This window comes from Paenarthrobacter sp. E2MeOHC11 (genome assembly GCF_058744955.1).
Window position 1 is genome coordinate 4823910 of sequence record NZ_CP196673.1, and the last position, 21422, is coordinate 4845331.

At 62.8% G+C, this 21422-nt stretch carries 18 protein-coding genes and 1 pseudogene; 8 read left to right on the forward strand and 11 right to left on the reverse strand.

All coding sequences use genetic code 11. The features are described 5' to 3' along the window. Positions 1–19: 19 nt before the first annotated feature. Positions 20–2215: a beta-glucosidase gene (locus tag ACSSVG_RS22315; RefSeq protein ID WP_492416389.1), complete on the reverse strand. Its 2196-nt coding sequence runs from the start codon at positions 2213–2215 to the stop codon at positions 20–22. 338 nt (positions 2216–2553) lie between these two features. On the opposite strand from ACSSVG_RS22315, the gene ACSSVG_RS22320 reads away from it, so the two are divergent. The 4 genes from ACSSVG_RS22320 to ACSSVG_RS22335 all read left to right on the forward strand — a co-directional run bounded on the left by ACSSVG_RS22320 (position 2554) and on the right by ACSSVG_RS22335 (position 5085). Beyond that, positions 2554–3270: a FadR/GntR family transcriptional regulator gene (locus tag ACSSVG_RS22320; protein WP_231340209.1), complete on the forward strand. Its 717-nt coding sequence runs from the start codon at positions 2554–2556 to the stop codon at positions 3268–3270. Between the two features lie 186 nt (positions 3271–3456). Then, positions 3457–3714, forward strand: a complete 258-nt coding sequence (locus ACSSVG_RS22325; protein WP_253468091.1) for a hypothetical protein — start codon at positions 3457–3459, stop codon at positions 3712–3714. Positions 3715–3753: 39 nt separating this feature from the next. Continuing rightward, positions 3754–4215, forward strand: a complete 462-nt coding sequence (locus ACSSVG_RS22330) for a hypothetical protein (RefSeq protein WP_231340211.1) — start codon at positions 3754–3756, stop codon at positions 4213–4215. A gap of 189 nt (positions 4216–4404) precedes the next feature. After that, positions 4405–5085 carry an MBL fold metallo-hydrolase gene (locus ACSSVG_RS22335; RefSeq protein WP_492416392.1) on the forward strand — a complete coding sequence of 227 codons (681 nt, stop codon included), beginning with the start codon at positions 4405–4407 and terminating at the stop codon, positions 5083–5085. A gap of 223 nt (positions 5086–5308) precedes the next feature. Here the strand turns inward: ACSSVG_RS22335 and ACSSVG_RS22340 are convergent. The 4 genes and pseudogenes from ACSSVG_RS22340 to ACSSVG_RS22355 form a co-directional block, all read right to left on the reverse strand. Beyond that, positions 5309–5718, reverse strand: a pseudogene (locus ACSSVG_RS22340) (thiamine pyrophosphate-dependent enzyme); the annotation flags it as partial. A gap of 127 nt (positions 5719–5845) precedes the next feature. Beyond that, positions 5846–6304 (reverse strand): DUF1003 domain-containing protein, encoded by a 459-nt coding sequence (locus ACSSVG_RS22345; RefSeq protein ID WP_231340213.1) that lies wholly within the window; start codon positions 6302–6304, stop codon positions 5846–5848. Positions 6305–6343: 39 nt separating this feature from the next. Then, positions 6344–8761, reverse strand: a complete 2418-nt coding sequence (locus ACSSVG_RS22350) for a phosphoketolase family protein (protein ID WP_492416394.1) — start codon at positions 8759–8761, stop codon at positions 6344–6346. 7 nt (positions 8762–8768) lie between these two features. Beyond that, entirely contained in the window at positions 8769–9917 is a 1149-nt protein-coding gene (locus ACSSVG_RS22355; RefSeq protein WP_492416396.1) for an acetate/propionate family kinase, read from the reverse strand. Positions 9918–10087: 170 nt separating this feature from the next. On the opposite strand from ACSSVG_RS22355, the gene ACSSVG_RS22360 reads away from it, so the two are divergent. After that, positions 10088–10882: a universal stress protein gene (locus ACSSVG_RS22360; RefSeq protein ID WP_492419278.1), complete on the forward strand. Its 795-nt coding sequence runs from the start codon at positions 10088–10090 to the stop codon at positions 10880–10882. Here ACSSVG_RS22360 and ACSSVG_RS22365 read toward each other — a convergent pair. Beyond that, positions 10879–11385, reverse strand: coding sequence for a pyridoxamine 5'-phosphate oxidase family protein (locus ACSSVG_RS22365; protein WP_492416398.1), 507 nt, complete (start codon positions 11383–11385; stop codon positions 10879–10881). The two genes, ACSSVG_RS22360 and ACSSVG_RS22365, sit on opposite strands and share 4 nt — an antisense overlap. Positions 11386–11519: 134 nt before the next feature. Here ACSSVG_RS22365 and ACSSVG_RS22370 point away from each other — a divergent pair, with 134 nt between their 5' ends. Beyond that, positions 11520–14120: a cation-translocating P-type ATPase gene (locus ACSSVG_RS22370; RefSeq protein WP_492416400.1), complete on the forward strand. Its 2601-nt coding sequence runs from the start codon at positions 11520–11522 to the stop codon at positions 14118–14120. 66 nt (positions 14121–14186) lie between these two features. Further along, positions 14187–14645, forward strand: a complete 459-nt coding sequence (locus tag ACSSVG_RS22375) for a universal stress protein (protein ID WP_492416401.1) — start codon at positions 14187–14189, stop codon at positions 14643–14645. A 2-nt stretch (positions 14646–14647) separates the two neighbouring features. On the opposite strand, the gene pta is transcribed toward ACSSVG_RS22375, so the two are convergent. Continuing rightward, the gene (gene pta, locus ACSSVG_RS22380; protein WP_492419279.1) at positions 14648–16717 is read right to left on the reverse strand and encodes a phosphate acetyltransferase; all 2070 of its coding nucleotides are present in this window, start codon (positions 16715–16717) and stop codon (positions 14648–14650) included. 210 nt (positions 16718–16927) lie between these two features. Here pta and ACSSVG_RS22385 point away from each other — a divergent pair, with 210 nt between their 5' ends. Then, positions 16928–17350 (forward strand): pyridoxamine 5'-phosphate oxidase family protein, encoded by a 423-nt coding sequence (locus ACSSVG_RS22385; RefSeq protein WP_231340219.1) that lies wholly within the window; start codon positions 16928–16930, stop codon positions 17348–17350. Here ACSSVG_RS22385 and ACSSVG_RS22390 read toward each other — a convergent pair. From ACSSVG_RS22390 to ACSSVG_RS22405, 4 genes are all read right to left on the reverse strand, one after another. Next, positions 17289–19223 carry a heavy metal translocating P-type ATPase gene (locus ACSSVG_RS22390; RefSeq protein WP_492416403.1) on the reverse strand — a complete coding sequence of 645 codons (1935 nt, stop codon included), beginning with the start codon at positions 19221–19223 and terminating at the stop codon, positions 17289–17291. The genes ACSSVG_RS22385 and ACSSVG_RS22390 overlap by 62 nt on opposite strands. A gap of 9 nt (positions 19224–19232) precedes the next feature. After that, positions 19233–20300, reverse strand: a complete 1068-nt coding sequence (locus ACSSVG_RS22395; protein WP_492416405.1) for a zinc-dependent alcohol dehydrogenase family protein — start codon at positions 20298–20300, stop codon at positions 19233–19235. A gap of 61 nt (positions 20301–20361) precedes the next feature. After that, positions 20362–20826 carry a pyridoxamine 5'-phosphate oxidase family protein gene (locus ACSSVG_RS22400; RefSeq protein WP_253468085.1) on the reverse strand — a complete coding sequence of 155 codons (465 nt, stop codon included), beginning with the start codon at positions 20824–20826 and terminating at the stop codon, positions 20362–20364. Next, entirely contained in the window at positions 20823–21293 is a 471-nt protein-coding gene (locus ACSSVG_RS22405; protein WP_231340222.1) for a pyridoxamine 5'-phosphate oxidase family protein, read from the reverse strand. The genes ACSSVG_RS22400 and ACSSVG_RS22405 overlap by 4 nt, the downstream gene beginning before the upstream one ends. Positions 21294–21422 lie beyond the last annotated feature (129 nt).

The window sequence follows — 21422 nt, forward strand, 5'->3', positions numbered from 1 at the left end:
GCCGAACCACCCGACTACATCAGGCCGGCTTGCCGTCTGAAATACCTTCCTGGTCAATCAGACCCTCCGTACATCGCAAGCTGACGGCGTTCTCCCAGCTGTCCGGGCTGTGTTGGCTGGCTTGCAGGGCCCACTCCCCCGAGCGGGCAGACCAGCGCCGTGTGGTCGAATCGCGCTGCAGGGTGGGGCCCGCATCCAAATCGACCCGCACAGTGGTCTCCGCGCCAGGCTCCAGGGTCACTTTCCGGAAGCCCAGGAGCTGGGCCACAGGCCTGCGGAGGGACACATCTGCAGCGTAGACCTGAACAACGGTGGAGCCTTTGCGGTTGCCATTGTTCGCTACGTGCACGTTCGCGTTGCCGCCAGAGTCGTCCAACGTGTGGTCAAGGAGTCGGTGCTCGATGTTTGTATAGCCCAGGCCGAATCCAAACGGGTACGCGGGCCTGTGGCCCTGGCCGTCGAGCCTGCGCTGACCCCATTGGTTGTCATAGACAACGGACTTTGCCGTGGAGTCGAAGAATGGCAGATGTGCGGTGTCCGTTGGCAGCACGAAAGGCAGCCGTCCGCCGGGCTCCTCGCTGCCGGTCAGCACGCTCGCGAGCGCGCGGCCGCCCTCCATACCGCCGTACCAGGCAAAGAGGAGCGCTGGCACGCGGTCACGCCATGTTTCAGTGAGGATGGCGCTGCCGCTGACCAGCACGACGACGGTCTTGGGGTTCGCGGTGACGACCAGGTGGATAAGCCGCTCGTCAGAGGGACGCAGGTTAAGCGAGCTCCGGTCCCCGCCCCGGACGAACCGGGAGGCCAGGTGCGCGAGTCCGATGAGCAACCGTCGGAGGGGCCCTGAGCGGAATTCCCGACCGAGCACGCCCACGTCGACCCCTCCGGTGACGACGGATTCGCCCTCGTCGTGTTGGTCCAGGCCTACGACGACGATCGCCGTCTCCGCCGCGGCAGCCAACGAGGCCGCGCGGCCTTCGTCCCGACCGTTCGTCGTGGTGATCCTGACCCCCGGCAGCGCCTCACGCAGGCCCTGCAGGGGCGAAACAGTGGAGGGCGGCCTTACACGGGATGAGCCATGATCGCCGAGGTTCGCTTGTGCCGCGAGTCGTCCGATCACGGCGAGATGCCGGGTAGCGGGAGCCAATGGCAGCAGCGGCGCCGCGCCGACGGCTTCGTTCTTCAGCAGGACGATAGACTCCGTCGCTACCTCGTGGGCAAGCGCCCGATGTGCCGGAGAGGCGATGACGGCGCGGGTGGGGACCGCCGGTTCCCGGGTCGCGGCGTGCTGCACGCACGTGCGCAGAATGCGGCGGGCGGACTGGAGCATAGTGGAACGGGCCAAGTCACCGTGGTGCAGTGCGTGGGGCAGCGCGCGGGCGCGCAGCAACCGGAGCGGCATCTCCACGTCCATTCCCGCCTCGAGGCTGACGACCGCATTGTGCGTACCGAACACCCAGTCGCTTGTCACGAACCCGGAGAAGCCCCACTCGTGCCTCAAGACGTCCGTGAGCAGGGCCCGATTGACATCCATGTACTCGCCCCGCACACGGTTGTACGAACTCATCACGGAGTCTGCACCGGCGTCAACGACCGCTTTGAAGTGCGGCAGATACACCTCGTGCAAGGAGTGTTCGTCCACCGCCACGTCCACCTCAAAGCGCTCGTTCTCCATCGAGTTGAGCGCAAAGTGCTTTACGCACGCCATCGTATTTACCCGCACACCTTGGGTGAGGGCCGATCCCATACGGGCAGTGAGCACCGGATCCTCCCCGTAGCACTCCTGCGCCCTGCCCCACGCTGGGTGGCGAAGCAGGTTTACACAGACCGAGGCCGAGTAGTTCGCTCCGCGCGCCCTGGTTTCCAGACCGATCGCGACGCCGACGCGTTCTTCCAGCGATGGATCCCAGGTCGCTGCCCGCGCAATGGTCACCGGGAATGCCGTAGAGGCGCCGATCACTACGCCGCGGCCACCGTCGCTGAACCGAATGCCCGGTATTCCGAGCCTCGAAACCGCCCCGGCCACGAACGGCACCCTGTCCAGCAGTATCGGGATGAACGGGAGCACCAATCTGGGCGAGTCGCCATCGAGCAGCCCGAGGATCTCCCTATCCGTCATCATGGTGATCAGCTGGTTCGCCGCTTCATCCGCGGTGAGCTCACCCGTCCGGACTGCCCGGACGGCATCGACGTAGGGGCTGCTCTCTGCCGGCATCGTATCCGTCGAATCCAACTCTCGCGTTCGCGCTGCCCGCACCAATCTCCGTACACTGACGCCCGCATTAGTCTTCATGCCTAAGTCTGCACCCTGTTAATGCGCGTAGTGGGCGTGGCCGTTACGCGCCTGTGCCGGTCGTGTACTCGTCGGCCCGTCCGGCACCCGCCGAAGTGGCGGAATGGGGATGGCTCCGCACGTCACTGGTATCCAGAATCTCTGGTCCGATCCTCTGTGTAAGGGTGCTGTATCCATCGCGCCGCGGTCTTAGAGCAACCTCTTGCGACATATTCATGGAATTTCTTGACCCACAGTGACGGGCCTGTCATCGTATGAGCATGAACAACCTGTTGGACAGCTGGACAGTTGGTCAGGGGCCCGTGGTGAGAGTGGGGGCCGCTGAGGGTGTTCTGGCCGCTTTGCGGTCCGCCATAGAGTCCGGGCAAATCCCTGTCGGGACAAAATTGGAAGCTGAAGCGGCCCTCGCCCAGCGGTTCGGGGTGTCCCGGACCATGGTGCGCGAGGCGCTGAGATCGTTGTCATCATTGGGCCTAACAGCGACGCATACAGGCAAGGGCACGTTCGTAGTTGCCGACCGAGCCGTAAAAGACCTGCGGTTGGGGAAGTATTCGGCACAGCAGCTGCTGGAGGCCCGTCCCCACATCGAGATCCCGGCCGCGGGACTCGCGGCGCAGCGCCGAACTATCGAAGAACTCGATCGCCTGCGGGAGATTCTGGAAGCGATGGAACATGAGGAAGAACTGTCCCAGTGGGTGGTTCTGAACTCGGAGTTCCATGCCAGTATCGCCCGCGCCAGCGGCAACGGAGTGTTCGCGACGATGCAGGAGGACATCGATGACGCGATGGCGAAACAGTCGAACACCTTGAACCAGGTCGTGGATCGCCGTAAGGAATCCGGGGCCGAACATGCAGCAATTTTCGCCGCGATTGAACGCGGATCGGCCGATGATGCAACGCGTGCAATGGAGCTTCATTTGCAGGGCGTGGAAGTCGCCCTTGAGTCGGTCACCGTCACGGATATTCCCAAGCTGTAGCCAGGCGCCCGCCGGCTAAGCCAGGGCACCTCTACCGGCTTCATATCCACCCAGCACCAGTGGTCATTGGACAACGTTTGTACTGCACGTTCGCGCCGGTACAAAGGGTGATCTTTCACACCCGAAATATGTGTTTGCCTGGCACAGCGCAGTGCCAGGCATCCGATAACCGGAGGAATTCCCGTCATGAAGAACAAGAAGAAACCAACGTTGTGGATCCTGGCGGCACTGCTGCTGGGCATAATCAGTGGACTTATCGGGCACTGGCTGTTACCCGACGGTCCCCGGGAAGCCGCGGTGTCGACCAACGTTCTGGGCAACGCCATCGCCACCGCCGTCATCGGCCGCCACCACGACACCGCATCCACCAGTCAAACGATCCCACCTGCCGTACCAGACTCCGGGCTCTCCCCAAGCCCGGCGGCACAAATCCCAGTGCACTGATCACCATTAGTAACCTCTGACTGCAGCGAAAGCCTGGCTATGACTACCACCGCCAATACGTATGCACCCCGGACCAGTGTCGAACGCATCAAAGCCCATATCATCAACTACCTCGACCGACACGGCGCCAGCCCGATCACCGACATAACGAATGCCGTACCCGCCTGCCGCGACACCATCAGAACCCGCTTGGCTGAACTTGAACAGGAAGGCAGTGTCCAAGTGGACATCCCAGCGGGCCAACGATGGGGGTCGACTCCCTACTATTCCCTCACCGCTCTTCCGACAAAAGAACACAAACCATTACAACCACCGCGAATAGCCGTGACCGTCTACATCAGTGACGCATCCGACGGTCGGCTGGGCTTGGCGTTCGACGACTACCCAGGCCTCACCAGTACGGCCCGCAGCTTCGTCGACATCCCCAATGCGGCCCGAACAGCAGCAGCCCGCCACACCCACCTCCCTGCAGAAATCTTCACAATCCTCATCCGCTTCTAGCACCAGCGCCATGCGCTGCCAACCACCACGCCACGGAACCGCCAGAACGCAGTTCCGCCTTGCGCTTCCATGCGTCACTGCCCAGGAGCGGGTGGGGGCGACGCCCGGGACGTCAGGCCCGACGCCGAGTGAGGCCCTCCCCGGCTTTCGTGCCTTCCTGAATCGGGCATGCGGTGGCACGATGCCTTCATGACCAACAACGACCCGGGAAAACCCTTCGCTGCTGCACCTCAGCTTTCTGTGGAGCCGATCATCCAGCAGATCCATCTACCTGCGGGAGTAGCCGGGGCTGATGAGCTGGACTTTGACGTGCGTTGCTTTCTTGTGGGGGAAGCGTCCGGGGTGGTGCTGATCGACGCCGGGCTTGAGGGCAGCGCACCTGCGCTAGAACAAGCGCTGGGACGGCTCGGAGCGGAATGGAAGGACATCACGGATCTCGTACTGACCCACTCGCATCCAGACCATGTCGGCGGGTTGGCGGAGGTGGCATTAAAAGCGCCCGAGGCCGCCATCTGGGCCGGAGCGTCGGACATCCCCCAAATCGCTTCAGATGCACCAATCCGCCCGCTCTCGGACGGGGACCATGTCCACGGAATGCGGATACTACAGACGCCGGGACACACAGCAGGTCATATCAGTTTGCTCCACGACGATGCAGGCATCCTGTTCGTCGGAGACACAGTAGGCACAATGAAAGGGGCCATGACACGTGGTCCTTCCCAGTTCACAGCGGATGCCGCCGAAGCTGAACTTTCTTTGCTTAAACTCAGCCAGTTACAACCAACAAGAATGCTTTTCTCGCACGGACCCGAGATCCCCGACCCGGTCGCCCAACTCCGCCGGCTAGTCGATCTATCCGAGCAGGGCTGAATCGGGTGGGCGAACGCGACGCCCCCAGAGATCAAGCAACACTGAGGCGTCATGTAGTCATGGCCACTGACTCGCATGAGTAGATGATGGCGGACGGAAGAACAACAACGACCTACCGGACGCACCAAGGAGGCGACGCGCGGCGCCAGGCATACCCCGCGGCCAGTGTCAGACGAACCTGACCACCCAAAATGTACACACGCTGCCGACAGGGTTTGCGGCCTCAGTGGCCCTTGAAAGCTTCGGCCAGCCACCAAGCGCCGCCATCAGACGCGATCCTGGCATCGATGACCATCGGGGTCTCGCGGGGACCCGACAACCACTCGTTCACTCTGGACAGGTCTTCTGGTCGTCGAACCGTGAGGGCCGCCGCGGCGTATCCGGCCGCGATTGAGGCGATGTCGGTGGTTGGAAACCGAACCACCTCAAGTTCTGAATCGTCCGCGTCAAAGTGGTGGACCTCGGCCCCGTATGTGGAATCGTTGTAGACAATGACCACCAGCGGGATGCGTTCGCGTACCGCTGTCTCCAACTCTGAAATAGCCATGAGGAAGCCACCATCCCCGTTCCCAGGGCCGGTAGTCGGTCAGGCCTGGCAAATGCCGCCCCAAGAGAGGTGGCTGTATCCGGACCGTCCGCTTTCGCGACCTTGCAGCAAACAACGTCGCGACCCGCGGCGCCACGGACACCCCGCGGCCTTCCTGGCTCCGCTGATGTTTGGCACCGACAAGCTTCCAAGCAGCGCTGATGATCTTTTGACTTACGGCGAATCGCCACTTCGTGGTTTTTCGTCGTCATCCTCCCCGATCGCCCTTTGTTGGCGTAGAAGAGCCCGTAGCTCCTCCAGCAGTTCCAGCTGTTGGCTGTTGATGGCCATGAGCCGGTCGATCTCCGTCTTGGCCTGCACGTCAGTGTCGTAGTCGTGCTGGGCCATGGCTGCCGCTATGGCGTCCTGCCTTTTCGCGGCGATGAGCAGGATGGCGCCCTGGAGGCCTGCCAACATGGACAGGAAGAGATTCAGCAGGATGAACGGGTAAGGGTCCCAGGCATCCTCGGCCAGCAGGTATGAATTCACGGCGGCCCAGACCAGCATCACCAGGACGAAAGATCCAACAAAGATCCAGCTGCCCATGCCATTGCGGAGGTAGTCGGCTGCACGCTCACCCCTGCTCAGGCCAGCCTTGTGCTGACCGTGCCAAGTACTCTCCCGCTCACTCATGAGCACAGAGTAAGGACACGGGACCTGGGCGGGAGCCTGCTACTGCTGCGTCCACACCCAGTCCCTGATGTCGGGAAGATCCTCGAAGTGCTCGCGGATGTAGCGGTAATGGGCGTCCAATTGCGTCCTGCAAAGCTCCAGCAGGTGGTCTGCCCCCGCAAATTGCCCACTGGCGCGGCGTAACGCTTCCATCACCAGGTGGTAACGGCTGACCTTGTTCAGGACCACCATGTCGAAGGGTGTGGTGGTGGTGCCTTGCTCGTTGTAACCGCGAACATGGAACCGCTCAGGATGAGGTCGGCCGTGCAGGAGTTGATGCAGGGCCCTCGCGTATCCATGCCACGCCATCACCACGTCCACGTCAGGAGTGAAGAGTTCTTCGAACTTGTCGCCCGCCAGCCCATGTGGATGGACCTCTGGAGGTGGCAAGACCATGGCATCCATCACGTTGACCACCCGGACGCACATGTCCGGGACGTGCTTCCTGAGGAGCCAGGCTGCCGCCAAGGTCTCCTGCGTGGGCACATCTCCGGCACATGCCAGGACAATGTCCGGGGCGATGCCCGCTGAGGTCCCTGGTATTTCATTTCCAGCCCAATCCCAGGTGGATGCGCCCACGGCTGCATGCTCCCGTGCCTCTTCGAGCGTCAGGTATTGCGGATGTTCCTGCTTGTCGATCACCACCAGGTTCACGTAGTCCTTGCTGTGCAGCATATGTTCCGCGGTGACCAGCAAGGTGTTGGCATCAGGAGGGAAGTAGACACGGATGACGGTGCTGGACAGGGACAGAACCGTGTCGATGAGGCCAGGACCTTGATGGCTGAACCCATTGTGATCATTCCGCCAACACGTAGAGGTCAGCAGGATGTTCAGGCTCGGCACGGGCTGCCGCCACTCCAGCTCCCGTGAATGCTGCAGCCATTTGGCATGCTGAATGGTCATGGAAGCACTCACCATGGCAAATGCCTCGTAGCTCACGAAGAGTCCGTGCCGGCCCGTCAGCACGTACCCTTCCAGCCACCCTTGGCAGAGGTGTTCGGACAGGACTTCCATCACGCGTCCGCTGGCGGAAACATGATCGTCCGCGAGCGCGGCCTCCGTGGAGGCGGCTGGTTCGAGGAGGCACCGGTCAGTGGCTTCGAAGACTGCGCCGAGCCTGTTGCTGTTGGTTTCGTCCGGGCAGAAGAGGCGGAATCGGGGGTCATCGGCGGTATCGATGTAGATATCCCGCAGCATCTCCCCCAACGGTTTGGTGCTCTGGTGCATCACGCCCCCGCGGGGAACAGCCTCTATGGCGTAACGATCGAGCCTGGGGATCACCAGGTCGGTACTTTCCATTCCGCGGCTGGCGGGCAGTGCGCCCATGCGGAGATCGCCTGTTGGGGCGAGTTGTGCGAGCTCGGGGATAAGGCGCCCGTCGTCGTCGAAGAGTTCTTCCGGCCGGTAGGAACGCATCCACGTTTCAAGTTGCTTCAGATGGTCCGGGTTTTCCCTGACTCCGGCCAGTGGGACTTGGTGGGAGCGGTGGGTTCCCTCGACAGGCTTTCCGTCTACTGTCGCCGGTCCTGTCCATCCCTTGGGGGTGCGCAGGATGATGGCGGGCCATCGTGCGGGTCCGGTGACTCCCTCCGTGCGGGCGTGGGACTGGATGGCGCGGATGGATGCGTAGGCCGAGTCCACTGCTGAGGCCAGGGCAGGGTGGACGAGCGCGGGGTCATCGCCGGAGACGATGACTGGATCCCAGCCGTGCGCTGCGAGCAATAACGCCACGTCCGTGTTCGACCGCCTGCCCAGCACGGTGGGGCCGGAGATCTTATGCCCGTTGAGGTGCAGGATGGGAAGTACCGCCCCGTCCCTGAGGGGGTTGATGAACGAGGGCGCCTTCCAGGAGCCCTCGAGTGGACCGGTTTCCGCCTCTCCGTCACCGACGACGCAGGCAACGATCAGGCCCGGATTGTCCATGGCCGCGCCGGTGGCGTGCATGAGGGAATAGCCCAGTTCGCCGCCCTCATGGATGGAGCCGGGCGTGGCCGGGCCGACGTGGCTGGCGATGCCTCCCGGCGTCGAAAACTGCCGGACCAGTTTCCGAAGCCCTTTCAGGTCTTGGCCAACGGTCGGGTATACCTCCGAGTAGCTGCCTTCCAGATAGGTATTGGCGACGACGGCGGGACCTCCGTGGCCTGGGCCCGTCACCATGAGGACTTCCGCACTGGTGCGACGAATGAGGCGGTTAAGGTGTGCGTAGATCAGCGATAAGCCCGGGCTGGTACCCCAGTGGCCCAAGAGCCTAGGCTTGATGTGCTCTACTTGCAGCGGCTCCCGGAGCAGGGCGTTCTCCTGCAGATAGATCTGTGCCACGGTCAGGTAGTTGGCCGCGGACCAATACCGGTGCAGGAGGTCAAAGTTCCCGGCGTCCGGCACGGTGTCTGTGGCGGTCCTTTTCTCATCCAGGCTCATGTCGCGATCAACCTTCCATAGGGGGCATGGCGAGCAAGGCCGCCGTCGATTCTGCAATGGCTCGTTCTTCGTCACTTAGTACTACGAGCACCGGGAATGCCGAATTTGTGCTGCTGATTTTGCGAGTGCCCTCCTGGACGGACGTATTCAGGTCCTCATCAAGCCCAAGCCCCAGTGGTCCCAACCAGGCGACCACCCTGGCCCTGAAAAGAGCAGAGTTCTCACCCACGCCGCCGGTGAACACCAGGGCGTCAGGCCGGCCAACCACCATGGAGTAGGCAGCTATGTACTTGGCGAGACGATAGGCGGCCATGTCCAGGGCGAGGATCGCACCAGGTTCTCCTTGGCGGGCAGCAGCGCCAACGTCCCGCATGTCAGCAGTTCCAGCCAGCGCCAACAAGCCCGAGCGGTGGTTGAGGATGCCATCAACTTCTTCGGCAGTGGCACCGCCATGCTGCATCAACAAGACGATGGAAGGATCCAGGTCTCCCGACCGCGTCCCCATGACCAGGCCCTCCAACGGGGTCATTCCCATGGAGGTGTCCACGCTGAGCCCGTTCCTGACGGCGGTGACGGATGCGCCGTTGCCAACGTGGGCCACTATCGCAGTCAAAGGCGCCACGTCGAGAAACTCTGCTGTGTCACGGCAGGCCATCTCCACCGAGATGCCGTGAAAGCCATAGCGCCTCACTGGATGGACACGGTAGGCGTCTTCCGGAATGGCATAGCGGGCGGCGAAGTCCGGAATGGTGCGATGGAACGCCGTGTCAAAGACGGCTACCTGCGGAAGATCGGGCCAACGTTGGCCGGCGGCGTCAATACAAGCGACACTGGCGGGGTTGTGGAGAGGCGCCAAAGGACTTAGCCCTTCAATCGCCGCTATCACGTCAGCCGTGATAAGCACCGGTGTTCCGAACCGGACGCCGCCGTGGACGACGCGGTGTCCAATAGCCTCCGGATGCACGGCTCCGAGGCGCTTCATGGTGTCATTCAGCTCTTCAAAGGCAGTGTGCAGGCGGGTCGCGCTGGAACGCTCGTCCGGTGGCCAGTGAACCTGTCCGGAGGCAAGAAGGGCAGCAGCCGGGTTGGTAGCTGCCGTTTCACGCAGGTGGTATTTCAGCGATGAGGACCCGGGATTCAGCACAAGAACACGCATGTTCTCCTCTCACTTCCGCGGGGAAGGCTACGGTCGAGGCCTCTCCTCTGGACCCTAATGCACTGAGCCGTTCAGTGGGAGGGCCTTCCGGCCCTTGCGACGAAAGGCCGTCCCGCCGATAGTGGAGACCACCACCGTTGGTAATCCGAAGGGAACGTCGGTTCGTGAAGATGCAGATTCTGGTTGCCCTTGACGGCTCACGGGCTGGCTCGCCTGTGGCTGACTGGGCTGCGGCCCGAGCGGATTCCCTTGATCTTGGCCTGGCCCTGGTCCACGTGGTTCCCGGGGAGTGGGCTTACCCCCGCGAGAACGACCATCACCTGGCCCTAAGCCGCGCTGAGGATCTGCTCAACAGCGAAGCGCAACGGCTGGCGGCAGCCTTTCCCAACGTGGGCGTGACGACTCAGCGGTTGTCTGGCGAACCTGCCGCAACGATTGCTTCCTTGTCACCTGCCTACTCGATGGTGGTGCTGGGCACGGACCGCGGACCCGGCACGGAAGGACAGGGATACGGTTCGGTCAGTTTCCAGGTTGCTGTGACCAGCAAGTGCGACGTCGCCGTCGTCCCGGTGCTTGCACCTCACCAGCGTTCGGGCGTAGTGGTTGGCGTTGACGGCTCCGCTGAGTCAGTCGATGCCCTGGATCAAGGGGCCACGGAAGCCCAACGTTTGGATGATGAATTGATGATTGTCCATGCGACAGGGCCCGACGTTGGGCTTGCCGAGGGTGGGAATGTCCTTGACGCGGCTGTCCAGCGGGTCAACCACAAGTTCCCGTCCGTCGTCGTGAAGGAAGTCCTGGATACCACCCGTAGCCCCGGAGAGGCTCTGATAGCTGCTGCAAGGGAAGCGCAGCTGCTGGTCATGGGCTGCAAAGGGCGGGGAGGGTTGAGCGTGCTGCTGGGCTCCGTTGCCCAGCATGTGCTCCTGCATGTGCAGTGCCCCACCCTCCTGACCCGACCCTAGCCAGAGGTGCCGGGCGGGACAACGTGAGTTTCGCCGTCGTGAACGTCAGAGGCGGTCGGATCCAGCGGCGGCCACCACTTGGACGGAGGCGCAATGACAAACCGGCGCCCACTGATCTCCGTTGGCGTGACCCTGACCAGGACGTCCTTGGCCCCGGGCTGCCATGGAGAAAGGCCGGCTTCCACTGCCTCCTGGATGTCTTCAGGCTGGGTCACGAACTCCGGGCTTCCTTTGAGGATGACACTCCAGGCGACGGTCCCATAACGGTTGAACCCATCGGCTTCCAGCACAATCACCGCCCCTTCCCGCAGGGCGTCGAGCTTGGTCCCCGGCCCGGTCCTGAAAAGAACAGTTCCATAGTTCGGGACGAAGTTCACCGGAAAGATCTCCGGGACCTCGCCGTTGATGAGGGCGATCCTGCCGATGGACACCGATTGAAGGTACTTCCAGCAATCGTGGACGCTGAGTTCCTTGGTGTCCTGATCCGTCGATGTGTTCTCCATTGGCCGAGCCTATCCCCTCCGGCTATCCCCATATAGGGCAGAAGGTCCCGCCCTACCGTGCCCTTCGACCCTAGACGCGGGCAGTTCCGCGGTGGAGTCTGTCATCGAACAGGCATTCCCGCATTGGAGAAAAGATGCCCCCTGGGAACACATCCCCCGCCTCGCTGTCCGCGACCCCGGGCGCCGAGGGCCTGAGCTCGCAGGCCGCCGGCGATTTGTTGCGACGAAGCGGACCAAACGTTCTGCCCACCGCCAAGAACGTCCCCCAATGGCGAAAACTGCTCGGGGAACTGACGCACTTCTTCGCCCTGATGCTGTGGGTTGCAGCGGCACTCGCCTACGTGGCAGGCATGCCACAGCTGGGCATCGCAATCATCATCGTGGTGATCGTCAACGGCGTCTTCGCCCATATTCAGCAGGAACGCGCCCAACACGCAGCCGAACGATTGCAAGGGCTGCTTCCCGCCGACGTCACTGTCCGGCGGGATGGGCGGCGTCAGAGCGTGCACGCGAGTGCTTTGGTACCCGGAGATGTGGTGGTCCTGACCGCAGGAGACAGGTTGCCGGCAGACGTGCAATTCATCTCCGCATCAGCATGCAGCATCGATGAATCCATGCTCACCGGAGAGAGTGAGGCCGTACCCAAAACCGCGACGGACACAGCGTGGGGCGGAACGTTCCTGGTCAATGGCCAAGCCGAAGGGCTGGTGACCGCCACCGGTGCCAACACCAAGCTGGCAGCCATAGCAGCGCTGACCAGCGGCACCAAAGCTCCGCCAACACCTTTGACCATGGAGCTGCGCAGAATAGTCCGCTTGGTTGCCACCGTGGCGCTCGCCGTCGCCGGGTTGTTCTTTGTGGTTTCGCTCCTCGTCGGAATTGTGTGGCGTGATTCCTTCCTGTTTGCCATTGGGGTTGCGGTTGCGCTCATCCCCGAGGGCTTACTGCCAACGGTTACTTTGTCCCTCGCCATGGGCGCACAGCGCATGGCATCCAGAAACGCACTGGTCCGCAACCTTGAAGCGGTGGAGACGCTCGGTTCCACGACCTTCATTTGCACCGACAAGACCGGCACGCTGACGCAAAACCGGATGAACGCCGTCGAGGTCTTCACGTTAAAAGGGTCGCTCCATATCAGCGGCGACGGCTACGCACCCGAGGCCCGGGTGGAAGGGCCGGGACATCCCGACGCCCTCCGGGTGGCCTGTGCAGCCCGGGCCGCTTCGCAGGGGCGCGCAGTGCTCCACGGCGACGAATGGGTAGCGAGCGGGGATCCCATGGAAGCTGCGATCGATGTTCTGGCGCGACGCCTGTTGGGGAGTCCACCAGGGGAACTTCAGCCAGCGGTAAGGTTCGCCTTCGACGCCGACCGTAGGAGGGAGTCTGTGATGGTGGGCAATACCCTCTACTTGAAGGGAGCTCCTGAATCCGTCCTTCCCCTCTGCGGAGTCGAAGCCGCCCAACTGTTCGAAGCAGTGGAAACCATGGCTGCCAAAGGCCTGCGCGTCATTGCCGTCGCCACGAGGGAACTGCCTGGAGCAGCCGGCAGTTGGCGCGACCGGCCCGCGGACGAGGCTGAGCGGGACCTCGAAGGACTAGGCCTCATTGGCCTCCACGACCCACCCCGGCCGGACGTCGCCAACGTCATCACCACGGCCAGGCGCGCAGGAATCCGTATTGCGATGATCACCGGCGACCACCCCTCCACAGCAGCGGCGATTGCTCGGGAAATTGGCCTGCTGGGGCACCCGGACCTGGTCTTCCAAGGCGCGGACCTCCCCCATGACGAACAGGTTCTTGGGGCCCTCTTGGACCGTGATGGGGTGGTGGTGAGCCGGGTTTCTCCTGAACAGAAACTGAGGGTGGCCAAAGCCTTACAGAGCCGCGGGCACGTTGTTGCCATGACCGGCGACGGCGTCAATGACGGTCCCGCGTTGCGTCAAGCCGATATCGGCGTGGCCATGGGACTCAGCGGCACCGATGTGGCCCGTGAGGCCGCAGACCTTGTGCTCCTGGATGATCATTTCGCCACCATCGTCGCCGCCATAGAACAGGGCCGGGCCACCTATTCAAATATTCACCGGTTCCTCACGTACCACCTGACTGACAATGTCGCTGAACTCACGCCCTTCGTGATTTGGGCACTGTCCGGTGGTCAATTCCCCTTGGCCCTCGGCGTCCTCCAAATACTGGCCTTGGACATCGGAACCGACCTGCTTCCCGCGCTGGCGCTCGGGGCGGAGCCACCAGGTAAACGGGTGTTGAGCCGGCCTCCCGAAAAGCGGCATCTCCTGGATCGGCAACTCATACTGAGGGTGTTTGCGGTCATGGGTCCCACCGAGGCGTTGTTCGCCATGGGTGCTTTCTCTGTGGTGCTCTTTGGCAGTGGTTGGGGCCGTGGGGATCCGTTGGACCAGGGAGTGCTGATGGGCGCGTCCGGATCTGCGTTCACGGCGGTGGTCCTTGGCCAGTTGGCAACTGCCTTCGCTTGCCGCAGTGCTACGGCTCCTGCATGGAAGCAGGGATGGTTCACCAACAAGTTGCTGCTGTGGGCCGTTGGGGTGGAACTGGCGGCGTTGGCACTGTTCCTCTACCTACCTCCCGTTGCGGGCATCCTGGGCCAGGCTCCTCCTCCGCTCCCTGGCTTTGCCGTTGCGCTCCTGGCGATTCCCGGCGTGCTCGGCGCGGACTGGCTCTACAAACGGCTGCGCCACGGAGGGGCCCTCCCCCATTGATGCAGCTCGCCGGATCCGTGCCCTTCGACCCTAGTGGGGCGGCCAGGTGGACGGCAGGCTGGTCCCATGAATACACAATCGCGCTCTGATCGGATCGTTGTCGGCGTCGATGGATCCGAATATTCCTCCAACACCTTGCAGATGGCCGGTCGCATGGCAGCTGCGTTGGGAGGCCCCCTGGAGGTGATCACCTGTATTGGAATGTCCGACTACTTCATGGCTTCCCGCTTCGAGCCCGAACTGACACGCTTCACCACGGAATTGGAAGACACCGCCAAGCGGCTGGTCGATGAGGCCGTGGAACGAGCCTTCGGTGCAGACCGCCCCAAGGATCTAACGGTGACGGTCAAGTTCGGCGAACCAGCCAAGGTACTCGTCGAAGAAAGCCACGGGGCACAACTACTCGTGGTGGGGAGGCGGGGCTCCGGCGGTTTCCTCAATCAGCCCATTGGATCCGTCAGCCGGGCCTGCTCGGCCCATGCGCAGTGCCCCGTCCTGGTAGTCACTCAGGATAAAAAGGGCTAGCACTACCTCTGTGCTTGGACAGCGGTGATGGCCACGGTATTGATGATGTCTTCTATCGTTGATCCCCTGGACAGGTCGTTGATGGGTTTGCGGAGCCCCTGAAGGATGGGCCCGACGGCGACAGCACCGGAAGACTGCTCCACGGCCTTATAGGTGTTGTTGCCTGTGTTCAGGTCAGGGAAGATGAACACTGTCGCCTTTCCCGCGACGGCTGAGGACGGCAACTTTGAACTCGCGATGGCCGCATCCACCGCTGCGTCGTACTGGATGGGCCCATCCACCGCAAGGTCCGGCCGGGCAGCCGCCACCATTTCCGTGGCACGCCTGACCTTGTCCACCGCCGACCCGGCGCCGGATACGCCAGTGGAATACGACAACATAGCCACCCTGGGCTCGACGCCGAACTGCCCCGCCGTCGTCGCAGATGCCAGCGCGATGTCTGCCAGTTGCCGGTCCGTGGGATCGGGCACCACGGCGCAATCTCCGTACACCAGCACGCGGTCCGGAAACAGCATGAAGAACACCGAGGACACCAGCCCGTTGCCCTGCTGGCTCTTCATGAACTCCAACGCCGGCCGGATGGTGTTGGCTGTGGTGTGCGCCGCTCCGGAGACCATCCCATCGGCCTCTCCCAGGTGGACCATCATGGTGCCAAAGTAGGCGCCATCGAGCATGACCTCCCTGGCCCGTTCCAGGATCACGCCCTTGTGGGCGCGCAACCGCTGATATTCCAACGCGAATCGATCACGTAATGGCGAGTGGGCGGGGTCGATGATCGTGATGCCGGCTACTTCGATACCTTCGGCATGGGCAAGCTCCCGGACCGCCGACGGGTTCCCAAGAAGCGTCACGCGGCACACATCCCTGCGACGCAGAATCTCCGCCGCACGCAATACCCGGCTATCCGTGCCCTCAGCCAGAACGATGCGCTTCTTCTGCTGGCGGGCGCGTTCAACGAGGTCATTGAGGAAGCGCAGTGGCGTCATGGTTGCCGGACGCGGCAGCGCCAGACGTTCCAGCAACTCTGTTTCGTCGATGGAGCGGGCCCACACTCCCAACGCTGCAGCGAGCCGGCGGCTTTCCCCGGAGTGGATCTCGCTGCGGACGCGCGAGACCCGTCGAGCCGTAGTGTAGGTATCCGCAGTTTCAGCGAAGACAGGGAATGGCGCATGTGCCACCAAAGGCAAAACGTAGCTTGCAGGGACAAGGCCATCGGTCAGGATGACTCCGGACGGCGTGGGCAGCTCCGGTGACAAGGCAGAGGCCATGCAGGCCAGGACAATATCAGTGCGATCCCCGGGAACAATCACCAGGTTCCCTGGCTCAAGTACCCGCAGGAAGTTCTCCGCGTTCATAGCGGCCACCTGCACGCTGCCCACGTCCCGGTCCAGCTCTGCACTGCCCGAGAGCCGTTCAAGAGACAACGACATCGCCACATCGGCCACGGTGGGCGCCGATATCTCAGGAACCTCGGGAATCACATAGCTCGGCAGGCTTCCCGTAGCTGCCCTAACAGCTCCCCGGACTGTGTCGATGCCCGCTGGCCGGGCGCGGTTGACCACGACGGACAACACCGTGCATCTGGCCGCCTCGAGCTGCCGTGATGCCTCGGCCACAGCCTGGGTGGTCTCCCGCGGGGTCAGGCCCTGGGCCCCGATGACAGCAAGAACCGGCAAACCGAGATTGGTGGCCAGTTGGGCGTTCAGGTCGAACTCCCTCCCGGCGTCCGCGCCCCTCAGGTCCGAACCGTCCACCACAACCACGTCACATTCCTCCGCGATGCGTCCATACTCCTCGAGTGCCCGGGAAGAAACCTCGTCCTCGCGGCCTGCCGCCAGTGCTTCCCGGGCGTCCGCCAACGTCATTCCGCCCCTGCAGCGGACTGACTCCATTTTGTACCGCCTGCGAAGCATCCTGAGGAGCGGGTCGTTGGCCGGATCTGTTCCGTTCACGATTGGCCGGTAGAAACCCAGACGGCCTGTTCTGCGGTGCAACGCGTCAGCCAAGCCCAGGACCACGAGTGACTTCCCGGCTTCCGGTGCAACGGACAGAACATAAACGCCTTGGACCATGGTGTATCCCTCCGGGCCGGTCATCCGATGCTTCACAGGTTCCACCCCGCAGGCCGTCACCACCAGAGGCAAAGGTCACGATGGCTGTTTCGCCCTCGGGACTTTGGACTCTGTTGGGGGCGGGGAGCCAGCCATAGGCTCGGGAGCATCGAAGCCAACGGTGACGTGGCGATTCGCCAGCAGCCACCCCCACCCAGGAGACAAAGACCCATGGAAACCGACGAACGCCCCGGAACCGTCCTATCCGAAGCCGACTCATGGAAGGTCCTGGAACGCAACCAGCATGGTCGCTTGGCAGTGAGCGTCCTGGGCGAGCCGGACATCTACCCCCTGAATTTCATCGCCCACCAGCAGCGGCTGCTGCTGAGGACGAACCCGGGGACAAAGCTCGCTGAGCTGACCGTCAATGAGAAGGTCGCCTTCGAAGTGGAGGAGATTGTCGACGCCGAAGCCTGGAGTGTTGTCCTTAAGGGGACTGCCAGGGTGATCGAGTCGCAATCGGAGATCGACGAGGCCGACAAACTGCCCCTGAAGCCGTGGATTCCGACGCGCAAATACACCTACGTGGAGATCACTCCCACCCGGGTCCATGGCCGCCACTTTGAACTCGGTGATGAGCCGGAGCGGTATTGACCCCACGGCCCTCCGCAACCTGCACTGACGCGACAGACCGTCCGGGACCCAAGGCCCTGAGGGCATTGAGAATGGTGGCAAGATCCACCAGCTCCTGCAGCAGCGCCCCGGCGACAGCCGGAATCATGCCGAGCGAGGCCATCACCATCAGGCCCAGGCTCAGCAGTATCCCAGTCCAAATGCTGGTCCGCGCGATTCGAAGGGTACGCTGACCGATGCCAACCGCGACCGCGGCCTTGGACAGGTCATCGACCATAATCACCACGTCCGCCGACTCGCTGGCCGCAGTGGCACCTTTGGCACCCATGGCGATGCCGACGTCGGCCGCTGCCAGTACCGGAGCGTCGTTGACGCCGTCGCCAACCATCATCACGGGCCTGAGCGGAAGGGCCGCGACGGCAGTAACTTTGTCAGCAGGCAGGCATTCGGCCATGACGTTGCTGATGCCCGCCTCCGCAGCGATATGTTGGGCTGTCGTTGCGGTGTCTCCGGTCAGGAGCATCGTCTCAGCGACCCCGAGCCTCCGAAGTTCCGTCAGGGTGTCCTTCGCATTTGGGCGTAATGGATCGCTCATGACCAGAGTGCCGGCAAAGCCACCATCCACGCCGACGTAAATCCCGAGATGGCCTCCGGGCAGTGCCGTCTTGACGAAGCCGCTCACCAGGGAACCGACGTAGGCAGGTTTTCCGACGACTACGTGGTGGTCTCCGCAGTCGGCCGTGACCCCGTTGGTTGCATGTTCACTCGCGCTCGTTGCCGGTATCAGCGCCAGGCCTCGAGCTCGGGCTGCTGCCATGACTGAAGCTGCCAGGACGTGGGTGGAATACTGCTCAGCGGAAGCGGCCAGCTGCAGCAGGGCATCTTCGGACAAATTCGAGGCCGGAGCCACCCGAATTCCGGCCAGGGAAGGATTGCCTTGGGTGAGGGTCCCGGTCTTGTCGAAGACGGCGGTCTTGACTCTGCTGAGTTGCTCCAGCGTCCCGGCGTTTTTGATGATGATGCCGGCATGTGCGGCCCTGCTGGTCCCCGCAAGGAACGCGACAGGTGCAGCAATCAGCAATGGGCACGGGGTGGCTACCACCAAGACCTCAGCGAACCGTCCCGGATCCTGGCTGAAAAACCAGGCAGCGCCGGCCAGCACCAAGGCGACCAGAGTGAAAGGCACAGCATATTTGTCCGCAAGCCGTACCGTCGGCGCACGGCTTGCAGCGGCTTGCTGAACCAAGGCGACTATTTGGCTGTACTGGGAATCCCCGGCGGTGGCCGTAGCCTTCATACGCACGGCATCGGCCCCGTTGATCGAGCCACTGAGCAGCAGTTCGCCCTTGGTTCGCTCAGCAGGCAGGCTTTCGCCCGTCAACGCTGACTCGTCAAAGATTCCGACGTCGGACAGCAAGCTACCGTCCACCGGAACCAACTCTGACGGCCTGACCAGCAGCACGTCCCCCGGGATCACGGCATCGACCAGGATATCTTCCACGGGCAGTCCGGGACGTTCCCGGTGCGCGTTCCGTGGGGACCGATCCAGGAGTGCACGGAGCTCCTTGGTTGCGCGGCCCTGGGCAAATTGTTCCAGCGCTTCCCCGCCTGTCAGCATCAGCACCACGATCAGGGATGCCAGGTATTCCCCCACCGCAACAGTTGAACAAATGGCCATCACGGCCAGGAGGTCGATGCCCCAGCGTCCGTGCAGGAGCCCTTTAATCATGGTGCCGGCCCGGTAGAGGGCAACACCAAGGGCAAATATGCTCGCCAGCCCTTGGGCTGCCGGTATGAGTCCGATGGCAGCCAGGACCGCGACGGCGGCGAGCACCACGACTGTCGCTGTCACTAACGGAAAGCGCAAGGCCGAGTGCAGCAGACGTTGTGTCATGTCCGCTGGTCAGTCATGAGGGTTTCGGCTGAGAACCACCTTCAGGGCCCCTGTTTCCACCGCCCGCGAGAACGTGTCATAGGCATCCATGATCTGCTCCAACCCGAAATGATGCGTAGCGAACTTATCCGCAGGGAGCTTGTGTTGGGCCACCAGGCGAAGCAGCATCGGGGTGGTGTCGGTGTTGACCAGTCCCATGCTGATGTTGATGTTCTGGATCCACAGGTCCTGGAGGGGCAGTTGGACGGGTTTTCCGTGGACCCCGATGTTGGCTACGTGCCCGCCGGGGCGGACCAAGCGCAGGGCCATGTCAAAAGTCTCCGGTAATCCGACCGCTTCCATGGCCACGTCCACCCCGGCGCCATCAGTGAGGGCGAGAACGTCCGCAATCCATTCGGGGTTGCCGGGATTGACCGTGTGGGTGGCTCCGAAGTCGCGGGACTTGGTGAGCCGGCCCTCGTCTGGATCTATGGCCACCACCGTTGCCGCACCGTGGAGTCCGGCTGTTGCCATGGCCGCCAGTCCAATGGGTCCTGCCCCCACGATGGCCACGACGTCTCCCGGAGCCACGTGTCTGGCCTGGACTCCGATTTCGAAGGCCGTGGGCAGTATGTCGGAGAGCATGACGGCTTCGTCGTCGGTCACGCCGTGGGGCAGTTTGTGCAGGGAGTTCTCGGCATAGGGAACCCGAACGGATTCAGCCTGGGTACCATCGATGAGGTGGCCGAAGATCCAGCCGGTTCCAGCCTGTCCTTCATCACCCAGACAGTGCGAAAACAGGCCCCTCCTGCAGTTGCCGCAATGCCCACATGACTTGATACAGGAGATGATCACCCGGTCCCCCCGGCGGAGTGAACTCACTGAACTCCCAACATCGGTGACGGTCCCTACCCCTTCGTGCCCGAGGATGCGCCCTGGCTGGACCGCTGGGACATCTCCTTTGAGGATGTGCAGATCCGTACCGCAAATGGTGGTGGTGTCGATGCGAACGATTGCGTCGGTGGGGTGCAGGATGACCGGATCCGGAACGTTTGTCCAGGACTTTTCGCCGGGGCCACCGTAGACGAGTGCCTTCATTGTGTTGCTCCGTCCTTGTTATGCCTGGCTGAAACACCGGGCGCGTGCGCTGGTGCGTGCGCTAGTGGAAGTCGTCCAGGCGGGCGTCGTTCAAGGGGGTCCCCCAGAGATCTGGCCGTTTGGTCTTGAACCGCCGCCCAGTGACCGCCTCCGGAGTCAGCCTCAGGTAGCAGTCCTTGATGCCTGGTTGCCAAGGATCCAGGCCCAGGGCGTCGACGTCGGCTCTTTCCTGCCGGTCGAGTATCAGGTGCGTCTGCCCTCGGACAACGACGCTCCATGCCTTTCCGCTGAAGGTCCGGTAGCCGTCACTTTCCAGAGCGCAAGGGGTTGTCAGTGTGCTCCAAAACTTGGTGCCCGCCCCGGTTCGGAACACGATGCTGTCACCGTCAAGCACATAGTTCACGGGAAAGATATCGGGGTGCCCGTCCACCAGGACGGCCAAGCGTCCAACGTTGGTCTGCGCCAGCAAGTCCCAACATTCGTCCGGTTCCAGACGTTCGACGCCGGCACTTGGCTTTGTTTTCATTCCAAACCCGCCCGGGTGGCGTCGTCGAGCGGACTCCACCACGTCAGCGGTGGGGTCACGTTGAAGCGGCGCCCGGTCAACGAGGTGGGAACGATCCGGACAAAATGATCCTTCCGCCCGGCCTGCCACGGGAAGAGCAGCAGACCGACAGTGTCCAGTACTTCCTGGGTCAGCTTGATGCTCTCTGCTTTTCCCTTGACCACCACGCTCCACGCGACTCCCGACTGTGGGTCAACTCCGTCAGCTTCCAGCGCTACCGGTGTGGCGCTGAGGGCTGCGTGGAGCTTACTCCCCTCACCGGTGCGGAAGACCAGCGTGCCGTGGTCTGCTTTGTAATTGATGGGAAAGATGTCTGGATGGTCCTGCGCCCAGACTGCGAGGCGGCCCACCGAGACACCGCGCAGCAGTTCCCAACACTGCTTGTTGTCCAGGATCTCTGCTTCCGGAACCGTGGGTTTGTTCGTCATGGTTAGACCGTAGGTCCGGCTGCGCGGGGACAACAGGGCCCAAAGGCCCACATGCACAATGTCCATGGTTGCCGCGCGGGCGCCAGAGTAGTCTGGCAACAGGGCGCCGTTCGGTCCCCTCACAGGATT

Excerpts from the sequence above, each read along its gene's own strand:
- ACSSVG_RS22315 (WP_492416389.1), bottom strand. The coding sequence starts at position 2,215 with ATGCCGGCAGAGAGCAGCCCCTACGTCGATGCCGTCCGGGCAGTCCGG.
- ACSSVG_RS22320 (WP_231340209.1), top strand. The coding sequence starts at position 2,554 with ATGAACAACCTGTTGGACAGCTGGACAGTTGGTCAGGGGCCCGTGGTG.
- ACSSVG_RS22325 (WP_253468091.1), top strand. The coding sequence starts at position 3,457 with ATGAAGAACAAGAAGAAACCAACGTTGTGGATCCTGGCGGCACTGCTG.
- ACSSVG_RS22330 (WP_231340211.1), top strand. The coding sequence starts at position 3,754 with ATGACTACCACCGCCAATACGTATGCACCCCGGACCAGTGTCGAACGC.
- ACSSVG_RS22335 (WP_492416392.1), top strand. The coding sequence starts at position 4,405 with ATGACCAACAACGACCCGGGAAAACCCTTCGCTGCTGCACCTCAGCTT.
- ACSSVG_RS22345 (WP_231340213.1), bottom strand. The coding sequence starts at position 6,304 with ATGAGTGAGCGGGAGAGTACTTGGCACGGTCAGCACAAGGCTGGCCTG.
- ACSSVG_RS22350 (WP_492416394.1), bottom strand. The coding sequence starts at position 8,761 with ATGAGCCTGGATGAGAAAAGGACCGCCACAGACACCGTGCCGGACGCC.
- ACSSVG_RS22355 (WP_492416396.1), bottom strand. The coding sequence starts at position 9,917 with ATGCGTGTTCTTGTGCTGAATCCCGGGTCCTCATCGCTGAAATACCAC.
- ACSSVG_RS22360 (WP_492419278.1), top strand. The coding sequence starts at position 10,088 with ATGCAGATTCTGGTTGCCCTTGACGGCTCACGGGCTGGCTCGCCTGTG.
- ACSSVG_RS22365 (WP_492416398.1), bottom strand. The coding sequence starts at position 11,385 with ATGGAGAACACATCGACGGATCAGGACACCAAGGAACTCAGCGTCCAC.
- ACSSVG_RS22370 (WP_492416400.1), top strand. The coding sequence starts at position 11,520 with ATGCCCCCTGGGAACACATCCCCCGCCTCGCTGTCCGCGACCCCGGGC.
- ACSSVG_RS22375 (WP_492416401.1), top strand. The coding sequence starts at position 14,187 with ATGAATACACAATCGCGCTCTGATCGGATCGTTGTCGGCGTCGATGGA.
- pta (WP_492419279.1), bottom strand. The coding sequence starts at position 16,717 with ATGGTCCAAGGCGTTTATGTTCTGTCCGTTGCACCGGAAGCCGGGAAG.
- ACSSVG_RS22385 (WP_231340219.1), top strand. The coding sequence starts at position 16,928 with ATGGAAACCGACGAACGCCCCGGAACCGTCCTATCCGAAGCCGACTCA.
- ACSSVG_RS22390 (WP_492416403.1), bottom strand. The coding sequence starts at position 19,223 with ATGACACAACGTCTGCTGCACTCGGCCTTGCGCTTTCCGTTAGTGACA.
- ACSSVG_RS22395 (WP_492416405.1), bottom strand. The coding sequence starts at position 20,300 with ATGAAGGCACTCGTCTACGGTGGCCCCGGCGAAAAGTCCTGGACAAAC.
- ACSSVG_RS22400 (WP_253468085.1), bottom strand. The coding sequence starts at position 20,826 with ATGAAAACAAAGCCAAGTGCCGGCGTCGAACGTCTGGAACCGGACGAA.
- ACSSVG_RS22405 (WP_231340222.1), bottom strand. The coding sequence starts at position 21,293 with ATGACGAACAAACCCACGGTTCCGGAAGCAGAGATCCTGGACAACAAG.